This window comes from Acetivibrio sp. (assembly GCF_035371925.1).
Lineage (GTDB): Bacteria > Bacillota > Clostridia > Acetivibrionales > Acetivibrionaceae > Hungateiclostridium.
Window position 1 is genome coordinate 1 of record NZ_DAORXT010000001.1, and the last position, 19,627, is coordinate 19,627.

The 19,627-nt window shown below is 38.5% G+C and carries 18 protein-coding genes; 1 reads left to right on the top strand and 17 read right to left on the bottom strand.

From position 1 onward, the window contains the following. Positions 1-5: 5 nt before the first annotated feature. The 16 genes from PLH43_RS00005 to PLH43_RS00080 all read right to left on the bottom strand — a co-directional run bounded on the left by PLH43_RS00005 (position 6) and on the right by PLH43_RS00080 (position 18,158). Positions 6-188 (bottom strand): hypothetical protein, encoded by a 183-nt coding sequence (locus tag PLH43_RS00005; RefSeq protein ID WP_324358770.1) that lies wholly within the window; start codon positions 186-188, stop codon positions 6-8. A gap of 950 nt (positions 189-1,138) precedes the next feature. Then, complete coding sequence (locus tag PLH43_RS00010; protein ID WP_324358772.1) at positions 1,139-1,513, bottom strand: UDP-N-acetylglucosamine 1-carboxyvinyltransferase; 375 nt, start codon at positions 1,511-1,513, stop codon at positions 1,139-1,141. A gap of 159 nt (positions 1,514-1,672) precedes the next feature. Then, a complete protein-coding gene (gene murG, locus PLH43_RS00015; RefSeq protein WP_324358774.1) occupies positions 1,673-2,782 on the bottom strand; it encodes an undecaprenyldiphospho-muramoylpentapeptide beta-N-acetylglucosaminyltransferase in 1,110 nt (369 codons plus the stop codon). A 12-nt stretch (positions 2,783-2,794) separates the two neighbouring features. Then, complete coding sequence (gene ftsW / locus PLH43_RS00020) at positions 2,795-3,916, bottom strand: putative lipid II flippase FtsW (protein ID WP_324358776.1); 1,122 nt, start codon at positions 3,914-3,916, stop codon at positions 2,795-2,797. A gap of 77 nt (positions 3,917-3,993) precedes the next feature. Continuing rightward, positions 3,994-4,980: a phospho-N-acetylmuramoyl-pentapeptide-transferase gene (gene mraY, locus PLH43_RS00025; RefSeq protein ID WP_324358778.1), complete on the bottom strand. Its 987-nt coding sequence runs from the start codon at positions 4,978-4,980 to the stop codon at positions 3,994-3,996. Between the two features lie 81 nt (positions 4,981-5,061). Next, a complete protein-coding gene (gene murF, locus PLH43_RS00030) occupies positions 5,062-6,441 on the bottom strand; it encodes a UDP-N-acetylmuramoyl-tripeptide--D-alanyl-D-alanine ligase (protein WP_324358780.1) in 1,380 nt (459 codons plus the stop codon). Between the two features lie 22 nt (positions 6,442-6,463). After that, positions 6,464-7,921, bottom strand: a complete 1,458-nt coding sequence (locus PLH43_RS00035) for a UDP-N-acetylmuramoyl-L-alanyl-D-glutamate--2,6-diaminopimelate ligase (RefSeq protein ID WP_324358782.1) — start codon at positions 7,919-7,921, stop codon at positions 6,464-6,466. A 48-nt stretch (positions 7,922-7,969) separates the two neighbouring features. Continuing rightward, complete coding sequence (locus PLH43_RS00040; protein WP_324358783.1) at positions 7,970-10,141, bottom strand: penicillin-binding transpeptidase domain-containing protein; 2,172 nt, start codon at positions 10,139-10,141, stop codon at positions 7,970-7,972. Positions 10,142-10,352: 211 nt separating this feature from the next. Beyond that, on the bottom strand, positions 10,353-10,841 hold the full coding sequence (locus PLH43_RS00045) for a cell division protein FtsL (RefSeq protein ID WP_324358785.1): 489 nt from the start codon (positions 10,839-10,841) through the stop codon (positions 10,353-10,355). 426 nt (positions 10,842-11,267) lie between these two features. Beyond that, a complete protein-coding gene (gene rsmH / locus PLH43_RS00050; RefSeq protein ID WP_324358787.1) occupies positions 11,268-12,209 on the bottom strand; it encodes a 16S rRNA (cytosine(1402)-N(4))-methyltransferase RsmH in 942 nt (313 codons plus the stop codon). A gap of 50 nt (positions 12,210-12,259) precedes the next feature. Then, positions 12,260-12,691, bottom strand: coding sequence for a division/cell wall cluster transcriptional repressor MraZ (mraZ, locus tag PLH43_RS00055; RefSeq protein ID WP_324358909.1), 432 nt, complete (start codon positions 12,689-12,691; stop codon positions 12,260-12,262). A gap of 202 nt (positions 12,692-12,893) precedes the next feature. Then, entirely contained in the window at positions 12,894-14,027 is a 1,134-nt protein-coding gene (gene rodA, locus PLH43_RS00060; protein ID WP_324358789.1) for a rod shape-determining protein RodA, read from the bottom strand. Positions 14,028-14,240: 213 nt separating this feature from the next. Next, positions 14,241-14,405 (bottom strand): Spo0E family sporulation regulatory protein-aspartic acid phosphatase, encoded by a 165-nt coding sequence (locus tag PLH43_RS00065; protein WP_324358791.1) that lies wholly within the window; start codon positions 14,403-14,405, stop codon positions 14,241-14,243. A gap of 164 nt (positions 14,406-14,569) precedes the next feature. Continuing rightward, positions 14,570-15,532 carry a prolipoprotein diacylglyceryl transferase gene (gene lgt, locus PLH43_RS00070; protein WP_324358793.1) on the bottom strand — a complete coding sequence of 321 codons (963 nt, stop codon included), beginning with the start codon at positions 15,530-15,532 and terminating at the stop codon, positions 14,570-14,572. A gap of 16 nt (positions 15,533-15,548) precedes the next feature. After that, positions 15,549-16,832, bottom strand: coding sequence for a pitrilysin family protein (locus PLH43_RS00075; protein ID WP_324358911.1), 1,284 nt, complete (start codon positions 16,830-16,832; stop codon positions 15,549-15,551). A gap of 36 nt (positions 16,833-16,868) precedes the next feature. Beyond that, entirely contained in the window at positions 16,869-18,158 is a 1,290-nt protein-coding gene (locus PLH43_RS00080; protein ID WP_324358795.1) for a pitrilysin family protein, read from the bottom strand. 214 nt (positions 18,159-18,372) lie between these two features. Between PLH43_RS00080 and PLH43_RS00085 the strand changes: the two genes are divergently transcribed. Beyond that, positions 18,373-18,549, top strand: coding sequence for a hypothetical protein (locus PLH43_RS00085; RefSeq protein WP_324358797.1), 177 nt, complete (start codon positions 18,373-18,375; stop codon positions 18,547-18,549). Between the two features lie 56 nt (positions 18,550-18,605). Here the strand turns inward: PLH43_RS00085 and PLH43_RS00090 are convergent, their stop codons facing one another. Continuing rightward, positions 18,606-19,535, bottom strand: a complete 930-nt coding sequence (locus PLH43_RS00090) for a bifunctional riboflavin kinase/FAD synthetase (protein ID WP_324358913.1) — start codon at positions 19,533-19,535, stop codon at positions 18,606-18,608. Positions 19,536-19,627: the final 92 nt, after the last annotated feature.

The window sequence follows — 19,627 nt, forward strand, 5'->3', positions numbered from 1 at the left end:
CCATTCTAACTTATTTCTGCTGTTTTGTCAGTCTTAATTTCTGGTATCATTATAGAATAACCATCCGTAAACATTGAGTTTTTTAAAGGCATATCAAGTGTTCCTTCTGTGCACTTAAACCAAAATTTGTTAGATACGGTCCATGGATCATCAGCTAATTTTGCAGCTGCTTTAGCTTCTGCAGGCAAACTAGAATGATAACTCCACAAAAACTCTTTTCCACCACTATATTTCCATCCTAGAAAAAAAATAGGCATTGGCCTGTAAACATTGCCCACTCAACAGCACAAAAAATAATAATAAGGACACTACACATTTAAACTTCTTTTTGCTATTCACAAAAACCTTACTTCCTTCAATAGTATTTTATTCTGACAAGGTTATCAGCTGAATACAAAAAACTTAACATTCAAATTAATATACTTTTAAACTAACTTCAAACCCATTAATTAGTTTAACAAATTTATTGCGCTATCTCATTATGTAGCTTTATAAATTTTTTCTAGAAAAACATTTTCAGAATTAAACTTCATATATCCTTTAGAGGTTATGAAAGCCTATTTTCCCAAAGTTACAACTGTATGAATAATTAGCCATGATATATAATAGTTTAAGCTGTTTTTAAATTTCCTTATTATTACTGCATGCAGTTTTTCTAGTTTTTTATCTACTTCTATCACAAAACTTTTAGTAAAAGATACCCCCTTTCCTCATACGAAAATTAAACCAAGTTTTTCTAAATGAATAGCGACTATAATTACTTCCAGCAACTCGCAATATACTATCAAAAAACTTTTTTTGTAGCAATCGTCCGTTATTTTTTTAAATTTTCTACTTCTTCAATAAAATAGCTTCTGTGAAACTTCAGCATATACTGCAGTTCTATCAATTCATTTATTGATTTGACAATTACAATATTATGCTAAAGTTTTTCATTCACAGTACTTACCTCCAAATAAAGTTAGCACAATAATTAATTTTAATATATCCATATAGTTACATAATAATATATTATCCTAACTTATTGTAACAACACTTCAAAAATCAATTAATTATAATAAATGCTAATAATACAATACATATATACTATATTTGTCAAGTTAATTTTTCTTTACATGGAAAACTTACCCAGTTTTTTTCAATTAAAATGTGCCAATAAACTTTCGCACCCACCCGGGTAGCTAATAGTCACTTTTTTAAATCTGGACAGCAGGGGACCTAAAAAAATAATAGAAGATCTCATTTCCGTTGCGAGATCTTCAGGAATTTCGGTGCTGTTAATGGTTGAAGAATCAACTGTTACAACATCTTCTTCAAACTTAACCTTGCAACCTAACTTCCTCAAAATCTCAAGCATTATCTCCACATCCCGAAGCCTCGGGCAATTCTTTATGACACTTATACCATCATTAAGAACTGTGGCGGCAAGTATGGGTAAAACGGCATTTTTTGAACCCTCAACAACTATTTCACCCTTTAGCTTCTGTCCACCTGTCACAATCAACTTACTCATAATACACCTCCGTAACATTCGGTGGTTAAACCCAAAATATCTTTTTCTATTCGTATAAATATAGATATAACTATATGTATATAATTATTTTATGCTGGGTTTACAAAAATGTTACTTTGGTGATTATATAAGAAAAAGGACTCTTCGCGAGTCCTTATGTCAAGTTTTCTGTTTTGTTTTCATTATGTCTTTTATTATTGCATATATTTTTTCCGTTGCATTTGTTATACCCATGCTCTTTGCACTTTTGGCCATATTGGAGAGCATGTCATTATCGTCAAGAAGTCTTGTAATCTGATCATACAATATATCCGGCCTTAAGTTCTTTTCCAGAATCACCACCGAAGCTCCATTATGCTCTAAGGCTCTCGCATTGTGCTCCTGATGATTGGCCGTAACATAGGGTGAAGGAATCAATATTGAAGGAACTCCCAATGCGGTAAGCTCGCTTATTGTTATTGCCCCTGCCCTGCATACCACAAGGTCTGCCGCCGCCATGGTATTTGCCATGTCAAATATATATGGCAGAACATTAATATTTGGAGACTTAACATCCCCGATTTTCTTCATTATATCCTCATATTGAGCCTCACCGGTTGCGTAAATCAAATGAAATCTCAAATCGTTTTTATGTCTTTTAATAAGCTCAGCCACAGTGCTGTTTATATTTTCAGCACCCCTGCTTCCTCCAAATATTACGACAAGGGGCTTATCTTTCGGTATCCCAAGTTTCTTTCGGGCAGTCTCCCTGCTAACTTCCAACATCTCACTTCTTATGGGATTTCCGGTAAATACCACTTTTGATTTGTCTTTAAAGTACTTTTCCGCTTCCTTAAAGCTTATTGCCACCTTGTCAACAAACTTTGACAGTATCTTGTTCGTCACTCCCGGAAAAGCATTCTGTTCATGAACAAGGGTTGGTATTTTCATTCTTGAAGCATTAAACAATACCGGTCCGCAAACATATCCTCCGGTTCCTATCACCAAATCCGGTTTAAATTCTTTTATAATCTTTCTTGCCTCCGAAAGCCCCTGAAACAACTCCTTCACAGCAACAAAAGTATCTACGGAAAGCTTTCTTTTAAATCCCCTCACCTTTATCATCTTTATCTCAAAGTTCTCTCTCGGTACAAGCTTGGTCTCAAGTCCTCTCTCGGTCCCAATAAAAAGAATCTCAGCTTTAGGGTTCTTCTTTTTAATATACTTGGCAATCGCAAGTCCCGGATTAATATGCCCCGCTGTACCTCCCCCGCTGATAATCACCTTCAAAATCAACTCACCTCAGATTCTTTCATAGTTTGAATATCTAGAAATATTAAGAAGTATGCCTACCCCCGCCATAAGGAAAATAAGAGAAGTTCCTCCGTAGCTAAAAAACGGAAGAGGCATTCCCGTTACCGGCATGGAAGATGTAACAACAGCAACATTTATAACTGCCTGAAATGCAATCAGCGAAGTTATACCTATAGCCACCAGACTTCCGAAGACATCGGGAGCATTCATGGAGACCTTGACTCCACGCCATATAAAAATGAGGAACAAAAGAAGCACCAAGGCAACTCCTATAAATCCCAATTCTTCAGCCAATACCGCCAAAATAAAGTCATTATACGGCTCCGGGATATAAAGGAATTTTTGAAGACTGTTTCCCAATCCCCTTCCAAACAATCCACCGGAACCAATGGCATAAAGGGATTGTATAACCTGCCAGCCCGCTCCCGTCGGGTCATTCCAAGGATTTAAAAAGGACAAAACTCTGTTCATTCTATATTCGGAGGTAAAAATCAAATAGCTTACCGCCGCTACAGCTGGCACTCCCATTAATACAAAGTGTTTTATCTTCGCCCCTGCGCAAAAGAGAATTACGCACGATACCAAACCTATAATAATTGTCGCACTCATGTGAGGCTGCAAAAGCAGCAACAATGCATGAACGCCTATCAGTATCAGGTACGGAACAAGACCCTTGAAAAAGTACTTAAGGGTATCCTGCCTTTTGGAAAGACTGTAAGACAGGAAAAGTATCATGGCAAGCTTTGCAAATTCTGACGGCTGAAAGTCAACAAACCCTAAATCAAACCACCGGGTTGCATTGTTACGGGTGGCACCGATTCCGTCAATCCAAACAACAGAAAGCATCCCAAGACTTACAAGCATGATAATCGGCGATAATTTACCAAGCTTTCTGTAATCGATATTCATTGTGACAAACATCACACAAAGCCCCGCAGGAACATATAACAACTGCTTCTTTAAAAAATGATATGAATCACCCTTCAAATAGTTATATGCATGGGGAGCACTAGAACTAAATACCATTATAGAACCGATGGTAAGCATTATCAATACAGTAAGAAATATCAAAAAATCGAATGGCTTTTTAGTTGTAGTTATAGATTTCATTGTTTTCCCCCTCTAAAGCTTTCAGCCTTAAAAGCAGCTAATACTTTTTAGGATTTTACCTTGCAAAACGGGTTAAATCAATAGAATTTAAGTCTTAGTGCAAAGAATCCAAGGATGCAAAGGAGCACCGTTATTCCCCAAAATACCCAAACCACCTTTACTTCTTTCCAACCTGAAAGTTCGAAATGGTGATGAATAGGCGCCATCTTGAAAACTCTTTTTCCCGTCAATTTAAACGAAAGCACCTGTATCATTACCGACAATGCCTCAATTACATAAATACCGCCAACTATTATTAAAATAAGAGGCATTTTCATCAAAATTGCAATTGCACCGACTGCGCCGCCCAATGCCAGCGAGCCCGTGTCTCCCATAAAAACTTTGGCAGGGTGCGCGTTAAATGCCAAAAATCCCAAACACCCTCCCGAAACTATGGCTGAAAATATTTTTATGTATTCCCACTCGCCTCTTGTCATTGCCACTATGGTGAAAAAGACAGTCACTATTAAAGTCACTCCCGCTGCAAGTCCGTCCAGCCCGTCGGTAATGTTCACCGCATTCGTTGACGCAATTAATACAAGAACAACAAAGGGAACAAACAGCCATCCCAACGACACCGTTCTATCCATTCCCATAAAAGGAATTATGATATCCGAAGTCTGGGTACGAGACACATAAACGGCAAAAACAACAGCAACCAAAAGAAGTCCAAACATTTTCTGATTCCAGTAAAGACCGTCTTTTCTTTTTTTCACTACTTTTATAAAGTCATCAATAAAACCTATAATCCCAAATCCCAAAGTCACAAAAATAAGAGGAAGAATTCTCTTGTCATGCCCTGCATAAAAAGCCGCAAGAACAACAACAGGTATTAGAAAAATCATTCCCCCCATGGTCGGCGTACCTGTCTTTTTATAGTGGGATTTCGGTCCGTCATCCCTTACCGTCTGGCCGAATTTCAACCGCGTCAGCATTGGAATAAGTACAGGACCTAATATCAGAGAAAAAATGAAACATAGTATAAATTCAAAAACATGTGTTGAAATATTAAACGGCAAATTCAATTCCACACTCCCCCAATAATAGCAATAATCTACTCATTGCAGATTATCCGTGCAATTTTATATCAATCCAACTTTACACCTTTATGCCTGACTAGTCAATATATTAACTATTTCCTCCATTTTCATACCCCTTGAACCCTTTACAAGCAGTACATCACCGCACTTTAAAAATTCTTTTAAAAACCTGGCGGCATCCGTATTGTCCTTAAATTCAAAAACCCTTTCCTCTTTTGCCCCTGCCTCAATGGCACCATAGGCAATATTTTTTCCAAGTTCTCCCACAGCCATTATATAATCTATTCCCTTTGCGACAGCATATCTACCCAATTCCATATGAGCACTTTTGGAGATTTCCCCAAGCTCAAGCATGTCGCCCAACACGGCAAAGGTCCTGCCTTGACCGGATATATCCTTTAAAACATCAATCGCAGCCTCCATTGACTGGGGACTTGCGTTATAGGCATCGTTTATAATCTTCAAACCATTGTAGTTTAAAATATTGAGCCTCATCTTTCCCGGCGAAAATTCCTCAATACCTTCAACTATTTTCTCCGGCGGTATGCCAAGCTCAATTCCTGCTGCAATGCCTGCAAGGGCATTATAAACATTATGTATTCCCGGCACAGGAATTCTCACCCTGTACTCTTTTCCTTTAATCTCAATATCAAAGGTGGAGCCTTTCTCCCCCAAAGATTCTACATTGTATGCCCGGTAATCGAGCCCTTCTTCCGTTCCGTAAAATACGGTCCTAAACTTTAAAAGGTTGTTTAATCCATACAATAATTTGTCATCACCATTTAGTATTGCCAAACCTTTCTCATTTAAGCCCTCAAAAATCTCCATTTTTGCTTTTAATATATTATTTTTTGAACCCAGCTTTTCTATATGGGAAACTCCTATATTTGTTATTATTGCTATATCGGGCTTTACTATTGATGCAAGACGGCTTATTTCGCCAAAACCGCTCATGCCCATTTCCACAACGGCAGCTTCGTGAGATTTGTCAAGGTTGAAAATTGTGAGGGGTACTCCAATCTCATTATTAAAGTTGCCCTGAGTCTTTAGCACATTAAAGCCTTTTGACAATACTGCAGCAGCCATTTCCTTGGTGCTCGTTTTTCCCACACTTCCGGTAATTCCTACAAAAGGGATCTTGTATTTCTGTCTGTAATACGCCGCAAGATCCCTTAATGCCTTAAGTGTATCCGAAACCTTTATCAAAACTTTGCCTGAAAATGGCTCCGTTTCCTTTTGGGTAAAACTTCCGAAAGCACCTTTTTCCAAGGACGACTGAATGTAATCATGCCCGTCAAATCTTTCTCCGATAAGAGGAACAAATAAGTCTCCTTCCTTAATATTTCTCGAATCGGTGGAAATATTATAAAAAACTGTATCTATTTCTCCGGATATTAAGGTACCGCCAACTGCTTTTAGTACTTCCTCGCATTTCAAGTTTTCCATCTGATGTTCCCTCCAAGGCCGGTTAATTATTGTTACTGCCTAGTTCCTTAAGTATATCCCTTACTACTTCCCTCTCGTCAAAATGGATGGTTTTATCCTTTAAGATTATATATGTTTCATGCCCCTTACCTGCAAGGAGAATTATGTCCTTTGGTTTTGCATTCGCCAAAGCATATTTTATAGCTTCTCGCCTGTCGGTAATTGTGGTATACAAGCCCTCTGTCTTTTTTATTCCCTCTTCAATGTCCCTTATTATTGCCTCCGGGTCTTCCGTTCGCGGATTATCCGAGGTTATGACGGTAAAATCCGCTATTTCTCCCGATATTCTTCCCATAATCGGTCTCTTGGTCTTGTCACGGTCGCCACCGCATCCGAACACACACACCACCCTTCCGGGAGCATACGCCTTTACTGTGGTCAGAATATTTTCAAGGCTGTCGGGAGAATGGGCATAGTCAATCATTACAGTATAGTCTTTTTTGACATCAAGAACCTCCGCCCTTCCCGGAACGGTCACATTCTCCAATCCTTTTTTGATATACTCAAAGGGAACTCCCATAAGAGCACAGCTTCCTATGGCAGCTAAAGCATTATATACACTGAATTTTCCGGGAATATTCACCTTTATGTCCCCGGCAAACCAGGGTGAAACAACCGTAAAATTCACACTGTCCGAATGGTGTACAATATCCACCGCCCGCAAATCCGCTTTATTGTCTATTCCCATCGTATAGACTTCACACTTGGCGCTGTCCACCACTTTTGGTCCGAATTCATTGTCTATATTTATCAGGCCTTTTTTACACATGCCAAAAAGCTTGGTTTTTGCATTAAGATAATTATCAAAAGTCTTGTGAAAGTCGAGATGGTCTCTTGAAAGGTTTGTAAAAACTCCTATGTCATATTCACAGCAACTTACCCTGTGGAGTTCAAGGGCATGGGAAGATACTTCCATTACAACACTGTTCACATTCTTTTGAACCATCTCCGAAAAAAGTTCCTGAAGGTCATAGCTTTCCGGTGTTGTTCTGTCAGTTGGAAGAACCTCGTGCCCTATCATATTTGATATTGTACCTATAAGCCCAACCTTCTGTCCGAAAGCTTCGAGAATCGACTTAATCATGTATGTAGTGGTGGTCTTCCCTTTTGTTCCGGTAATGCCCACCAAATTAAACCGGCTTGACGGATGCCCGAAAAAAGCATCGGCCACGCTGGCAAGAGCATATCTTGTATCCTCAACCTTGACAACCGTCGCATCGTCAGGAACATCCACATCTTTTTGAACCAGAAAAGCTCTGGTTCCATTCTCTATTGCCTGGGGAATGAACTTGTGTCCGTCCGCCTTAAAGCCTTCTATGCAGACAAAGAGAGAACCTGCTTTTGCTTTTCTGGAATCATAAGCAATATCATTGATTTCGACATCCATATCGCCTTCTAATTCAACCACATTCAGCCCTTTTACCAGATCTTTAAGTTTCATAAAAATCCTCCCGTCAAATTCATCCTGTGTTCTTATAATAGTTTTAGGTTAATGTGTATCAAGGAATACAAACTCAACCTCAACCACTTCGCCCTGAGCTATTTTGGTCCCCGGCTCAATGCTCTGCCTCACCGCATTTCCGCTGCCTACAACTTTTATATTAAGTCCTGCAGTATTTAATGTTCTCGTTGCTTCATCAATTGTCTTGCCAATTACCTCCGGTACTTCAACCATTATTTCCTCTTCCGGCTCATAGGTATACACAATAACAACGGATTTTTTTGCAAGAAGCGCACCGGGCTTTGGAATTTGCTCTTTGACAACCGTGTTCCCGTCAGTATTGTCCCCTTCTATTCTATATTCAAGTCCATACTCTTTTAGAATCTTTTTTGCTTCATCTATAGTTTTATCTCTTATATCGGGAACATATACCTCTTCTGCTATCATTTCCATGTCTTTTTCACTGTATATTCTTTCGACACCGAGATAACTTAATGTTTGCTCCACTATTTTGCCCGCCACCGGCGCTGCAATAGTTCCTCCATAGTACGCTTCACCTCTCGGATTATCCAAAGCCACCAGAACGCATATGCGCGGATTGTCTGCCGGCGCAATGGCTGCAAAGGAAGCAATGTATACCCCTTCATCATCAGTTTCGGAAGTACCTGTCTTTCCGGCAACTCTGTATCCTTTAACATACGCATTCCTTCCCGTACCTTCAGATACAACTCCTTCCAGCACATTCAGAAGGGTTTGGGAAGTCTGCTTTGAAATAACATTTCTAACAACCTGAGGCTCAAACTTCTCTACCACATTTCCTTCCGAGTCAACGACCTCTTTTACAAGATGAGGCTTTATAAGCTTTCCTCCGTTGGCAATTGCCCCATAGGCAGCAATCATTTCAAGGGGAGTAACTTTAAATCTCTGTCCGAAGGAAGCAACAGCCAAGTCAATATCCTTCGGCTTTTCATGGAAATTTCCCTGAGCTTCTCCAGGAAGCTCTATACCCGTCTTGTCATAAAATCCAAAGGCCCGAAGGTAATTGTAGAACTTTTCAACACCTACATCCAATGCCACTTTGACAAAAGCGGGGTTACAGGAATTGTACACGGCTTCCCTGAAAGATTCCTCGCCATGGAAATTCGGCTTCCAGCAATTTATATTATGTCCCTGAACATTAATGGTTCTGTCGCTGGTTCTTGTCTCAGGAGTTACAACGCCTTCTTCAAATCCTATGGCAGTTGTTATTGCTTTAAAAGTGGAACCCGGTTCATAGGTATCCGAAACCGCCTTGTTTCTCCATACAGTCCTGTACAGGGTTTCTACATCCTTCTGAGAGGTTCCGGTCCATGTGGTAGGATCTTCTGACGGGGGACAGGCCCTCGGGTCGTTGAGATTAAAGTCTGGCTTTGATACCAACGCCAGGATTTCTCCGTTTCTAGGATCCATTACAACGGCAAAAGCACCGTTTGCCACCTTGTTGTCTTCTACGGCTTTCTGCAAAGCCTCCTCGGCAAAATACTGAATGTTTTCATCTATTGTGAGCACCACATTCAATCCATCCTGAGGGTCAATACGTTTGTTTTCATAGTTGGGCATTTGACGCCCTTTGGCATCGACCTCGCTCAAAATTTTCCCCGGCACTCCCTTAAGATATTTTTCCATGGTCTTCTCAATACCGTCAAGACCCTGGTTGTCTTCTCCGACAAATCCTACTATATGGGCCGCAAGATTTCCCTTGGGATAATAACGTTTAGTGTCTTCGTCAATATACAGTCCCTTGATTTTCTCTTCACTTTTCCACTGTCTTATCTGATCGCCGACACTCTTTTCAACTCTTTTCTTTATTATCTCATATCTGCTGTTGGTCTTGTTTATCTTTTTTAATACCGATTCCTCGTCCAAGTCCAAAAACTCCGAAAGCTTTTTAGCAATTTTTTGTCTTACTTCCGGTGATTTATCTATCTCTGTGGGGTTTACTACTATCCTGTCAACAGTGGCACTTATAGCAAGTTGCTTGCCGTTTCTGTCAAGTATTGAACCTCTTCTGGGAGGTATTTCCCTGTCGCTGTTTTGCTGTTCATAAGCCTTTCTTTGCAGTTCTTCACCCCTAGCAATTTGAAGCCATCCGACTCTTCCCAACAAAGCTATTATTAAAAAAGTAAATATCAATAATACAGCCAAAAGCCTCTTTTTCATCACCAAAGTTGTGCCTGCCAACCAAATCCCCCCAATACTGTTTTTAAACCAATACTGCTTTTAATACTATAAAAACTGCCCACTAAATTTAAGCCAAAAAACTCTTTCCCCTCAAACAAAAAGACTTGTATTCGGGGTTTACTTAAAAATTTAACGTGCAGTTTTCCAAAAATACAAACATATTCTTTTATACCGGCTGTACTATCAATTTACCTCTCTTTAAGCAGCAAGCTTAATACAAGAGATTGGCAAGCAAATCAATCTTGTTAATAATGGCAGAGAATATGCCGGCATTTTTCATTTCCTCCTGCTTTGCCGCTTCAGATACTATGGTAAGGTCACTTTGGGGAACCTTCACATATGTAATCTGGTGTTTGTCGGGTTTATGCATACCAAGTTCTTTTTCAGCATATTCCTTTATCTTCTGTATGTCAATGCTGTTTTCTATTTCAACTTGTATTCTGATATTTTCATTTTTTATTTCATTATAAGCTTTAAGTTGTCTGTCAATTTCATAATTCATCTCAGTTATATGGGAATATCTGTACATTGCCAAGACTCCCATGGCAAATACGGCTATAAGGCAAAATACAATCTTCCTTTTTATTTTGTTGTTGTTCCTTTGTTTCTTCTTTGCATTTAGTACTTTGTTTTCTTCATATACGTCGTATTCAATTTTTCTTGCCGCTGTTCCGTTTATATAGTTCTTATCCTCTAACATATGTATTCACCTCACACCAATTATATTCCCATTAAACAGACAACAAATCCGGGGGCTAGCATAAAAGCATCCCCACCCGGAATAATCAATCAAAAAACATCTGCCGTAAAGCTTTATCTTTTGTAACGCTACTTAACTTTCTCTTTTTCCAAATTAGGTTTTTTCTTTTGTTTTCTTCTACTTTGTCTTTTGTTTGTTTTTTAGTCCAATTTTTCTTTTGTTTTTTAGTTTTTGTTTTAATTTTTCGTTTTTTCTTTTGTATAAAGTTCTGGTATCAATTTTTTCTTTTTTCTTTTGTTTTTTAATTCTTTTAGTTTTATCTTTTGTTTTTGCTTTTAAATTTTGTTTTATTTTATTAAAATTTTGTCTTTTGTATATTTTTTGCTTTATCCTTTGTTATCGTATCTGTTTCTTTATTATTTAAATCTAAATTTTTTCCAATACTCTAAGTTTTGCACTTCTTGCCCTTGGATTAACCTGAAGCTCTTTTTCATCCGCAACTATCGGCTTTCTGTTTACAAGCAATGCCACAGGTTTTCTTCCGCATGTACAAACCGGAAACTGTTTCGGGCAAGTACAAGGATTTACTTTCTTGCCAAACTCATCCTTGACAATCCTGTCCTCTAGCGAATGGAATGTTATTATGCAAAACCTTCCGCCAGACTTTAAAAGCTCTGTCCCGTCTTCAATGGTCTTGGCAAGTATCCCCAACTCATTGTTTACAGCTATTCTTAATGCTTGAAAAGTCCTTTTTGCAGGATGGGGACCTTCACGTCTTGCAGAGCTGGGTATCGCGGCCTTGATAATGTCAACCAACTCTCCGGTTGTCTCAATTTCTTTGGTCTTTCTTGCCTCCACAATAAACTCTGCAATTCTTGACGCCCATTTTTCCTCGCCATAGTCTCGAATTATTCTCTTTATTTCCTCCCCATCGTATTCATTGACTATTTTCTTTGCTGTAAGCTCCCCTCTTCTGTCCATTCTCATATCCAATGGGGCGTCTTTGTTGTAGCTAAAGCCCCTGGAAGCCTCATCAAGCTGATGGGAGGAAACCCCCAAATCCAAAAGTATCCCGTCTACAGACTTAATATTGTGCTTTTCACAAACATCCTTGATGTTTACAAAATTTGTGTTTTCGAGAATAATTCTTGCTTTTAAGTTTAATTGGGCCAATTTCACTTGTGATGTTTTAATCGCAAACTCGTCCTGATCCAGGCCTATTAATGTACCGTTTTTATCAAGCCTTTTTAAAATCTCACCGGAATGACCTGCGCCTCCCAAAGTACCGTCTATGTATACTCCATCAGGCTTGATATCAAGGTTTTTAATGGTTTCTTCGAGCAAAACAGGCTTGTGATGAAATTCCATTTAAGTTAACCAACTCCCACTTTAAAATTCAGCATCTATTTTATACAGCTTCATATTCCCAGCATCGCCATCTTTTCAGCAATACTTTCGGCACTCATATTTTCATCTCCAGAATAGCTTTCCCATTTGCTCTTATCCCATACTTCAACCCTTGTGGATACACCAATTATATATACGTCCTTCTCCAGGCCTGCATACTCCCTTAGATTTTGCGGTATGAGTATTCTTCCCTGCTTGTCCACTTCAACCTCAGCAGCACCCGCAAAGAAAAACCTCACAAACGCTCTTACATCTTTATCTGTGAATGGAAGTGATTTTAGCTTGGCTTCCAAGTTGCCCCATTCTTCCAAGGAATACGCAAACAAACAGTTATCCAAGCCCTTGGTCAATATAAATCTCTCACCAAGGCCTTCTCTGAATTTGGAAGGTATTATCGCCCTTCCTTTTGCATCAACTGAATGTTGGTATTCACCATAGAACAACAATTTCACCTCACATTTTGGAACAACTCACCACTTCACACCACTTTCCACCACTTATACTTCAATTTTAGTTCAAAATCGTCCAATAATCAAGCCTATTTTAAAAATTTCCTAATAAAAAAGCAAAAGATAGGAAACAAGTCCTATCTTTTGCAATAAACATTAGCTTTTCTCTTCTACAATTTTTTGATTAATTACTCACTTATTTACTCACATAAAAGCTTTTTTGTCTCCTTGCCGATACACTTAAAACCACTCCGATGGCAATATAGTTGGTAAGCATCGCACTCCCGCCCTGACTTACAAACGGCAGGGGAATTCCCGTAACCGGCAAAAGCCCAATGCTCATACCAATATTTTCAATAAAGTGTATTGCCAAAAATGCCGTTATGCCAGTAACCACAAAAGTTCCATATCTATCTCTGGCATTTCTTAAAATATACAAGCATCTCATAAGAATGAAAAACACCAATCCCACAATTACAATTGCTCCAACAAACCCCAATTCCTCGCCTACCACAGAGAATATAAAATCCGACTCCTTTACGGGCACCAAGGAATTTTGCGTCTGAATCCCTTTAAAAAGCCCTTTCCCGAAAATCTTACCCGAACCTATGGCAATTTTCGACCGGATAACGTTCCATCCTGCTCCCAAAGGGTCCAATTCAGGGTTTAGGAAAACTCTTATTCTATTCTTTCTTGTATCATTGAGCACAAAAAACCACATAATCGGTAAAGCTGCAACACCGGCTCCCATTAGCATAAAAATATACTTATAACCAATTCCGAAAACAAACAGCATTACAAAAACCACAAATACAAATACCAAGGTGGTTCCAAAATCCTTTTGTGCCATGACCAGAGCTATCGGTATGGCGGAGTATATGACAAACTTTATGATGTTGGCAACCCTGTTCTTTTGCCCGTCATAAATTCTTTCCAGAAAAACGGACGAAACCAGAACCATGGATATCTTCGCAAGCTCCGACGGCTGAAAGCTGAAACCCATTATTTTAAGCCAGCTTCGGCTTCCCAAGTCCTCTCCCGTACCTACGAAAAGAACCAATACCAATAAAGCTACAGTAAAAATATAAAATGGAATTCCCAGTATCTTAAAATCCTTATAGTCCAGCAAACTAATAATTAGAGCCAAAACAGTTCCCACTACAATGCTTCCCGCCTGTACCAAAAACATTCTCCGTCCGCTGGGCATTGTAGCTACTGCGCTTCTTAAAACAAAAGCTCCTATAACAGATAACAATGTTACAGCAAAAAACAGCAAATAGTCAAATCTTCTCAATATATTGGAGTTTTTCACCTTTTCAATAAAATACATAGAATGTCACCTTCTAAAAGAATAATATGTAATCGGTCAACAGGCATTGAAATCAATAATTAAAAACTACTGCCAAGCCCATCTCGGATTTATTGCCTGACAGTAGTCCAACTGCTAATAATCACAATATAATTATATTTTCATATCAAAGCAATGTCAACCAATTCCAAAATTTAACCGTATAGAGCTTAATAAATAATATCTTCTGCTTGGTTAATTCGCATTCTTCCTCCCTAACAATTCGTTGTAGTACTCGACAATAAGCATGTCAAGCTTGACACTCAGTTCGTATATTTTTGAGTAATCTTTTGAGTAATCGTCGCAGTTGTCAATCATATCATTCAATTGACTCTGTAAATCTTGAATTTTCAATTGCATTTACTACACCACCATTTATCTTTTGTAAATTTTTACGACGTGAAAACTAAATTTGTGACATTCATGTTTATTTTTTGTTCCTCTATTATAAAAAATTACTAATTACGAGTCAATAGCCTTCGAAAAATGTAATAATAATGTAATATTTGATGTATACATGCCAATTATAGCATTTTTTTATTGTCAACCTGACTCTCTTCAACACTTTTTTCCATATTTTCCTGTTTGGTGTCGTATTCTGTACCATTTTCGGAATCCTTTACGTCCAAAGGTTGTCCCAAAGCATTGTAGACCAGTTCGCCTTTTGAAGTCCTGTGCCTTATAACAATTATTACGGCAAATGTTATCGAAAAAACAATAGCAAGAACCTGTGAAATCCTAAAACTGCCAAGGTAGAGGCTGTCGGTCCTAAGTCCTTCAATCCAAGCTCTGCCTATGCCGTATAGGAGCATATAGAAGGAAAATAATTCGCCGCGCACCCTATACCTCTTTCTGTACCAAATCAAGAAAAGGAAAACTCCAAAATTCCACAGGGATTCATATAAAAATGTCGGATGGACCGGCATTGTAGGATCAACACCGATGACTTTCAAATCTCTTAAGTATTTTTCCACCGCTTCACTGTGCATTCCCCATGGAAGATTGGTATTTGTCCCGAAGGCTTCTTGATTCACAAAATTACCCCATCTACCAATTGCCTGGGCCATGACAAAGTAGGGAGCACCAAGGTCTGCCAAACGCAGAAAATCTATCTTTTTTGCTTTTGCAAAAAAATATGCTGTAACAACTGCGCCGATCAATCCCCCATAAATCGCCAACCCACCGGTCCTGATGTTAATTATTTTCTTTATATCGCCATTAAACTCATGCCAATTAAAAATCACATAATAAAGCCTTGCACATACAATTGCTATGGGTGCGCCCCAAAAAACAAGGTCAATTGCGTCATCGGATTTTATGCCGAATTTCTCACTGTTTCTAAGACCTAAAACAACTGCAAGAAAAAAACCTATGGCAATTATTATTCCGTACCAGTAGACAGGCATGCCGAAAATATAGAAGGCAACCCTGTCTATGGTAAACTCCAATCCCAATTTCGGGAATTTCACAACATTTACAGTATCCATATTTTCCCCCTTTTCTCTATACCGGATTTATCACCGACATTGCCAAATTATCCAAATTAAAATGACTATCAAATACGCCTTTTACATAATCAAAAGTCATATTGTCATAGACATCCGGATAATCAAACATACTTACCTCTCTAAAATACACCGATATAAACATATGCGAAATTCTTTCCACCGAATTGAGCTGCCTCATAAATCTTCCCTTCATGGCTCTTTTTATCCGCTCGTAGCTGTCTTTGTCAAGTCCGCTCATTTGGATTTTCTTAATTTCATCCATCACCCTTTTCTTTACCGCCAAAGGGTCTTTGGACTCACCCCCGAAGGCTGAATAGGCATAATTTTCTTCGATGGTATAATCAAAATCAAAGCTGTTGTTTATAAGACCGTCATTGTACAATTCATTGTATAGGCTTGAGCTTCTTCCCATTATCATTTCAAGTATGAGCTTTATTGCAATTTCCCTCTTTAAGCACTCAATTCCCTTTGAATTAAAGTCATTGTCCTTAAATCCCATTTGAAACATGGGCATGGCAACTGCAAGCTTCTGCTCGACATAGTCCCGGTTAATGGTTTTGGGTTCCTCGGGAAAAATCCTCTTTATTTCCGGCTTGCTGCTCTTTGTATCAATGCTGTCCTCAATCTGTTTGAACACTTCTTCCGGTTCCACATCTCCTACTACCAGAATCATCATATTGGAGGGATGGTAGAAGGTATTATAGCACGTATACAAAATATCCCTGTTGATTTTGCTTATACTTTCAACCGTTCCTGCTATGTCAATCTTTACAGGATTGTTTACGTAAAATGCATCCAGCAAATTGAAGAAGACTCTCCAGTTGGGATCATCTTCATACATCCTTATTTCCTGAGCTATGATGTCCTTCTCCTTCTCAACGCTTTCCTCCGTAATAAAGGGGTTTTGGACAAAATCCAAAAGGAGCTGGAAATTGTCTTTGAACCTGTCGGTACAGGAGAAAAGATAAACCGTCTGAGCAAAGCTGGTATACGCATTGGGATTTGAACCAAGCTTCGAAAACTTATCCATGACACTTCCGTCTTTTTGCTCAAAGAGCTTGTGCTCCAAAAAGTGCGCAATTCCGTCGGGAACTCTGATAGCATCTTTTTCCCCTGGCACAATAAACTCATTATTTATAGAACCGTAATGAGTTGCAAAGGTTGCATACTTCTTGGAATATCCTTTTTTAGGTACCACAAAGGATTTAAGACCGCTTGAATGCTCATAAATATATACAGTTTCATCGATGTTTTTATACTCAATAGTCCTGATATTCATATGATTTTGGATTCTCCCTTCTATTTTTTCTGCCATTTATTCCTTCGATGTTAAAAAATAAACTGTATCCAGCTTTATTCTTTCGGAAATATCCACTACATCCTGCTTAGTTACTTTCTTTACATTTTCAATAACATCATCGGGAGTGTCATTGGTCTGTGCTATATACTGGCTAAGATAAAAATCTACAATCTGAAGCTGGCTGTCCTTTAGAGATTTAATCCCCGTTTCTATGCTTTTGATGGATGCTTCATATTCGTAGTCGGAAATATTGCCTTTTTTTATCTCTTCCAGCTGCTCATATATTATCTCCAAGGCCTTGTCTTTGTTTTTTATCTCTATCCCGCTGCTTAGCACCATAAGGCCCTTGAATTTTTCAAGTCTTGAAAACGCATAGTATGCAAGCCCCGCTTTTTCTCTTACATTCTGGAAGAGCTTCGAGTGAAGACCGCCGCCTAAAATGCTGTTGTAGACCAGCAATTTATAATAGTCCTTGCTGCCGGGCGGTGTATTGGTTCGAAAACCCAGGCACAGTTTTCCCTGGTTTACACTCACTCTTTCAGTTATGTTTTTGACTTCTCCCACTTCAACTTCCACTTTGGTCTTGGCAATAGGCTTGATATTTCCCCTCTTTATTTTCGCAAGACCGTCCGCTATGTATTTCACTCCTTCATCATCAATGTCGCCGGAAATGAAAACATATACAGGCAAAGTCTCAAGGAAGTATTTATAGTGTTCGTATAGGTTTTTCTCATCAATCTCTTTCAAATCCTCCACATTTCCGTAGTCATATATCCCAAAGGGCTCATCCTTGCACATTTCTTCAAGGCATTTTTCAATGACATATTGCATTTTATCATTTACCCTGCTTTCGATAAGCTCTTTCAAATTCTGGGCTTCCTGCTCCACATACTCTTTTTTAAAAGCATTGTTTTCAAGTACAGGCTTCGTTATTATGTCTAAAAGCAGGTCAAAGGTTTTCTTTGTCAGGTCAATATCGGATCTTGCATATTTATTGGAAATATATTCAATATAAAACTGAATAATCTGATGCTCTCCCTTTTTCGTCACGCCGCAGTCAAACACAGAGCCATAAAGCTCTTCAAGATAAAGAGAGATGTCTCTTATTGTGGGATAACCCTCGCAACCTCTTCTCAAGACAGCAGGAAGCATTGCATTTTTGGCTGCATTTTCCCTGGTCAAATCGTCATAGAAGAAGATATTAATTGAATTGGTCTTGAATTTCCGGCTTTGAATCCTGTAAATCTTTATTCCGTTAAAAGATGCAATTTCAGATACTTTATTTTCTGAAATCAAAGTATTCATCAGATCAATCCTCTCTTTAAAAATGATAACTCTCATGAAAATTCCAGCTTTAACAAAATCAACTTCAAAAACTTTCGGTAAAACAATGTATGTTAATAGTATAATAAAAAAATACACCTTTATTCAATATTTGTCAGTTAAGTTTTATTAGTTGTTTATTATTAGTAAAATAAAAATCTTGAGCATTGAAAATAATAATATTGGAGGGATTTCAATGAATCAGGTTAGATATTACAGAAAATATCCTAGAACGCATTCAAAACAAAGTGAACAAAATGAACATAATGACGCTCCGACCATTGATTTAAGTATTGCCCAAGCTGCAGGAATACTTGTATTGACCTTTGCAACAGGGATGCTATCGGGATGTTTGCTAAAAAGATTTAGATAAAGAGGGAGGCATATCTGCCTCCCATTCATTCTATCTACAACTTCAATTAAGCAAAATCAAATATCAAAATATTTTCTGGTAATCTCTACATCATTTTCTATTTGATTTATAAGTTCTTCTGCGCTGCCAAACTTAATTTCATCTCTTAGTTTTGAAATGAAAAAGACTTCTATTTCTTTTCCGTAAATATTCCTTTCAAAATCCAGTATATATGTTTCGACAGAAATATTGTCCAAACCTCCAAATGTGGGGTTATAGCCAACACTTGTAACGCTGGGATACATTTTGCTGTCCACAAGGGTCTTTGTTATGTACACACCGTTGCAAGGAAGAACAAGATAATCCTCCGGATAAATATTAGCAGTGGGAAACCCAATAGTGTTTCCAATCCTTTTGCCTTTTTCAACCCTTCCGGCAACGGAATAGTGCCTACCTAAAAATGCAGACACCTTCTCCATATCCCCATCTAAAATGTAGCTTCTTATCTTGGTGCTGCTTACCACTTCATCTCCAAACATAACCGGCTCAATAACAATGACCGTAAAGCCCAGCTCTTTTCCCAGCTTGTATAAAAGCTCGGTATCTCCCTGTCCCTGGTAGCCGAATCTATAATTAAAGCCTGCCACTGCAAGCTTCATATTCAATCTTCCCACCAGGATATCTTTTACAAACTCTTTAGGCTCCATTCTGGAAAAGGTTTCATCAAATTTCTCAAAATATAAATAGTTGAGCCTGGTCCTCTCAAGCAGCTCCACTTTCTTACGTGTTGAAGTAATCAAAGGAGTAAACAGCTCTTTTCTGATTATGTTTTCCGGGTGCTTGCTAAAGGTGTAGACAACCGAATCCAATGAACTTTGCTCCGATTCCTTTATTAATTTGTCTATCAAAGCCATGTGACCTACATGCAAGCCATCAAAATTTCCAAGTCCCACACCCGTCGGCTTTATAAAATTGTGTTTGTTTTCTGCTCCATATATGACTTTCATATGCTTTCCTTCTACAACTCCGCCTACAATAATAAAAGTTTGGGGTATCAGTCCCTTTGCTTTTACCCCTTTCATTCGCTTCAAGGGGCTGG